Source organism: Isoptericola sp. NPDC056134, assembly GCF_042264825.1.
GTDB classification, from domain to species: domain Bacteria; phylum Actinomycetota; class Actinomycetes; order Actinomycetales; family Cellulomonadaceae; genus Isoptericola; species Isoptericola nanjingensis.
Genome location: NZ_JBHJVM010000052.1, coordinates 1 through 5,332, shown reverse-complemented (window position 1 = coordinate 5,332; position 5,332 = coordinate 1). Strand labels below are relative to the sequence as shown.

Annotated in this window: 2 rRNA genes; both read right to left on the bottom strand. The window is 57.4% G+C overall.

What is annotated here, in order from left to right:
* Positions 1 to 2,734, bottom strand: a 23S ribosomal RNA gene (locus ACFCZN_RS21090); the annotation flags it as partial.
* Positions 2,735 to 3,029: 295 nt separating this feature from the next.
* Positions 3,030 to 4,555 (bottom strand): 16S ribosomal RNA (locus tag ACFCZN_RS21085).
* Positions 4,556 to 5,332 lie beyond the last annotated feature (777 nt).

The following is a 5,332-nucleotide window of genomic DNA, read 5'->3' as shown; positions in this document are numbered from 1 at the left end:
CCGACATCGAGGTGCCAAACCATCCCGTCGATATGGACTCTTGGGGAAGATCAGCCTGTTATCCCCGGGGTACCTTTTATCCGTTGAGCGACAGCGCTTCCACAAGCCACCGCCGGATCACTAGTCCCTACTTTCGTCCCTGCTCGACCCGTCGGTCTCACAGTCAAGCTCCCTTGTGCACTTACACTCAACACCTGATTACCAACCAGGCTGAGGGAACCTTTGGGCGCCTCCGTTACTCTTTAGGAGGCAACCGCCCCAGTTAAACTACCCATCAGACACTGTCCCTGATCCGGATCACGGACCCAGGTTAGACATCCAGCACGACCAGAGTGGTATTTCAACGACGACTCCACAACAACTGGCGTTGCTGCTTCAAAGTCTCCCACCTATCCTACACAAGCCGAACCGAACACCAATATCAAGCTATAGTAAAGGTCCCGGGGTCTTTCCGTCCTGCTGCGCGAAACGAGCATCTTTACTCGTAGTGCAATTTCACCGGGCCTATGGTTGAGACAGTCGAGAAGTCGTTACGCCATTCGTGCAGGTCGGAACTTACCCGACAAGGAATTTCGCTACCTTAGGATGGTTATAGTTACCACCGCCGTTTACTGGCGCTTAAGTTCTCAGCTTCGCCACCCCGAAAGGCAGCTAACCGGTCCCCTTAACGTTCCAGCACCGGGCAGGCGTCAGTCCGTATACATCGCCTTACGGCTTCGCACGGACCTGTGTTTTTAGTAAACAGTCGCTTCTCGCTGGTCTCTGCGGCCACCCCCAGCTCAAGCAGCAAGTGCTATCACCGGTGATGGCCCCCCTTCTCCCGAAGTTACGGGGGCATTTTGCCGAGTTCCTTAACCATAGTTCACCCGAACGCCTCGGTATTCTCTACCTGACCACCTGAGTCGGTTTAGGGTACGGGCCGCCATGAAACTCGCTAGAGGCTTTTCTCGACAGCATAGGATCATCCACTTCACCACAATCGGCTCGGCATCAGGTCTCAGACTATATGCACGACGGATTTGCCTACCGTGCGTCCTACACCCTTACCCCGGGACAACCACCGCCCGGGCTGGACTACCTTCCTGCGTCACCCCATCGCTTACCTACTACAAGTCTGGTTCATCGGCTCCACCACTACCCTCAACTCCGAAGAGATCGGGCCGGCTTCACGGACTTAGCATCGCCTGATTCAGTACTGGGCGTTTCAAAGCGGGTACCGGAATATCAACCGGTTGTCCATCGACTACGCCTGTCGGCCTCGCCTTAGGTCCCGACTTACCCTGGGCAGATCAGCTTGACCCAGGAACCCTTAGTCAATCGGCGCACACGTTTCTCACGTGTGTATCGCTACTCATGCCTGCATTCTCACTCGTGAACCGTCCACAACTCGCTTCCGCGGCTGCTTCACCCGGCACACGACGCTCCCCTACCCATCCCAGCCCCCGTTGGGGGTATGTGCTGGAATGACACGACTTCGGCGGTACGCTTGAGCCCCGCTACATTGTCGGCGCGGAATCACTTGACCAGTGAGCTATTACGCACTCTTTCAAGGGTGGCTGCTTCTAAGCCAACCTCCTGGTTGTCTCTGCGACTCCACATCCTTTCCCACTTAGCGTACGCTTAGGGGCCTTAGTCGATGCTCTGGGCTGTTTCCCTCTCGACCATGGAGCTTATCCCCCACAGTCTCACTGCCGCGCTCTCACTTACCGGCATTCGGAGTTTGGCTAAGGTCAGTAACCCGGTAGGGCCCATCGCCTATCCAGTGCTCTACCTCCGGCAAGAAACACACGACGCTGCACCTAAATGCATTTCGGGGAGAACCAGCTATCACGGAGTTTGATTGGCCTTTCACCCCTAACCACAGGTCATCCCCCAGGTTTTCAACCCTGGTGGGTTCGGTCCTCCACGAAGTCTTACCTCCGCTTCAACCTGCCCATGGCTAGATCACTCCGCTTCGGGTCTAGAGCGTGCAACTCAAACGCCCTATTCGGACTCGCTTTCGCTACGGCTTCCCCACACGGGTTAACCTCGCTACACACCGCTAACTCGCAGGCTCATTCTTCAAAAGGCACGCAGTCACGACTGCATGTGCAAGCACATACAGCGACGCTCCCACGGCTTGTAGGCACACGGTTTCAGGTACTATTTCACTCCGCTCCCGCGGTACTTTTCACCATTCCCTCACGGTACTATCCGCTATCGGTCACCAGGGAATATTTAGGCTTAGCGGGTGGTCCCGCCAGATTCACACGGGATTTCTCGGGCCCCGTGCTACTTGGGTGTCTCTCAAACGAGCCGTTGATGTTTCAGCTACGGGGGTCTTACCCTCTACGCCGGACCTTTCGCATGTCCTTCGCCTACATCAACGGTTTCTGACTCGTCTCACAGCCGGCAGACTATGAAAGAGAGATCCCACAACCCCGCATGCGCAACCCCTGCCGGGTATCACACGCATACGGTTTGGCCTCATCCAGTTTCGCTCGCCACTACTCCCGGAATCACGGTTGTTTTCTCTTCCTGAGGGTACTGAGATGTTTCACTTCCCCTCGTTCCCTCCACACTGCCTATGTGTTCAGCAGCGGGTGACAGCCCATGACGACTGCCGGGTTTCCCCATTCGGAAACCCCCGGATCAAAGCTTGGTTGACAGCTCCCCGGGGACTATCGTGGCCTCCCACGTCCTTCATCGGTTCCTGGTGCCAAGGCATCCACCGTGCGCCCTTAAAAACTTGGCCACAGATGCTCGCGTCCACTGTGCAGTTCTCAAACAACGACCAGCCACCCACCACCCCACCCAAAACGGATGAGTTCACTGGGGCCGGATCAGAAGGAACAACCATGACGGCCGTACCCTCAGATACCCAACAACGTGCCCGGCCCGACCGATCTCTCACCACGTTCCACGCCGAAGCAGTACTAGCAGTGATCAATCGTGCCGAATAGTCAACGTTCCACCCATGAGCTGACCACCGTCGAACATTTGCCGACGTAGTGGCTCTGGATTCCTTGCGGAATCTAGATGCTCCTTAGAAAGGAGGTGATCCAGCCGCACCTTCCGGTACGGCTACCTTGTTACGACTTCGTCCCAATCGCCAGTCCCACCTTCGACAGCTCCCTCCCACAAGGGGTTGGGCCACCGGCTTCGGGTGTTACCGACTTTCGTGACGTGACGGGCGGTGTGTACAAGGCCCGGGAACGTATTCACCGCAGCAATGCTGATCTGCGATTACTAGCAACTCCGACTTCATGGGGTCGAGTTGCAGACCCCAATCCGAACTGAGACCGGCTTTTTGAGATTCGCTCCGCCTCGCGGCATCGCAGCTCATTGTACCGGCCATTGTAGCACGTGTGCAGCCCAAGACATAAGGGGCATGATGACTTGACGTCGTCCCCACCTTCCTCCGAGTTGACCCCGGCAGTCTCCTGTGAGTCCCCATCACCCCGAAGGGCATGCTGGCAACACAGAACAAGGGTTGCGCTCGTTGCGGGACTTAACCCAACATCTCACGACACGAGCTGACGACAGCCATGCACCACCTGTATACCGACCACAAGGGGGGCACCATCTCTGATGCTTTCCGGTATATGTCAAGCCTTGGTAAGGTTCTTCGCGTTGCGTCGAATTAAGCCACATGCTCCGCTGCTTGTGCGGGCCCCCGTCAATTCCTTTGAGTTTTAGCCTTGCGGCCGTACTCCCCAGGCGGGGAACTTAATGCGTTAGCTGCGGCACCGACGACGTGGAATGTCGCCAACACCTAGTTCCCAACGTTTACGGCGTGGACTACCAGGGTATCTAATCCTGTTCGCTCCCCACGCTTTCGCTCCTCAGCGTCAGTAATGGCCCAGAGATCCGCCTTCGCCACCGGTGTTCCTCCTGATATCTGCGCATTTCACCGCTACACCAGGAATTCCGATCTCCCCTACCACACTCTAGCTAGCCCGTATCGAATGCAGACCCGGGGTTAAGCCCCGGGCTTTCACATCCGACGTGACAAGCCGCCTACGAGCTCTTTACGCCCAATAATTCCGGACAACGCTTGCGCCCTACGTATTACCGCGGCTGCTGGCACGTAGTTAGCCGGCGCTTCTTCTGCAGGTACCGTCACTTGCGCTTCTTCCCTGCTGAAAGAGGTTTACAACCCGAAGGCCGTCATCCCTCACGCGGCGTCGCTGCATCAGGCTTGCGCCCATTGTGCAATATTCCCCACTGCTGCCTCCCGTAGGAGTCTGGGCCGTGTCTCAGTCCCAGTGTGGCCGGTCGCCCTCTCAGGCCGGCTACCCGTCGACGCCTTGGTAGGCCATCACCCCACCAACAAGCTGATAGGCCGCGGGCTCATCCTTCACCGCCGGAGCTTTCAACCCCGTCCCATGCGGGACAGAGTGTTATCCGGTATTAGACCCCGTTTCCAGGGCTTGTCCCAGAGTGAAGGGCAGATTGCCCACGTGTTACTCACCCGTTCGCCACTAATCCACCCCGAAGGGCTTCATCGTTCGACTTGCATGTGTTAAGCACGCCGCCAGCGTTCGTCCTGAGCCAGGATCAAACTCTCCGTGAATGTTTACCCGTAATCGGGTGCACACACACGAGAGCGGAACAACCGGTCGGAATAAGACCCGTTGTTCACAGCGTCCTCGCTGTGTATTTCAAAAGGAACCGCGTCCCAGCGTGATGCTGGAGACGGGGTATCAACATATCTGGCGTTGACTTTTGGCACGCTGTTGAGTTCTCAAGGAACGGACGCTTCCTTCGGTCCCGTATCACCGGGGCCCTCCGGGCGCTTCCCTTCGTTTTTCTTCTTTGTCTTGCTGTCTTGCGTTTCCGACTCTATCAGACTCTTTCGTGTCCGATTCCCGGTCGAAGCGGGCCGTGCAGTTTCGCTTTCCAGGTTCTTCGCTTTCGCGTTTTCCCTTTCCGGCGGTTCCAACTTTACCAGACTCTTTTTCGTTCCGTTTCCGGTCCGAATTCGATTTCCGGTGGCCTGTGGAGTGGCCTTGCCTTTCGGCGTGTCCACTACGTTAACCGATTCCCTTGGCAGCTCATAATCGAGCCGATAGGGCGAATTACGGGCACGCCGAATTCGCACCCGCAAGGGTGAGTCGTAGGTAGTGGTGTGGCCGCTTCGAGTGGCTCGGTCCGGTCCGATGGACTGCGCCGAGAGCTGTACCCGTGTCAAGCGGCTCGGACTACATTAGGCGTCCGCCGAAGGTGCGTCAAGTCGCTTTGCGGCTGGGCCGGCGGCGCGGCGCGTGGGCGCGGTACGGACTCACCGTGGGGTCTCCCTCGATCCAGAAGCGCCACGGCTGGTGGGCTCCGTCGCCGCCCACTCCGGTGC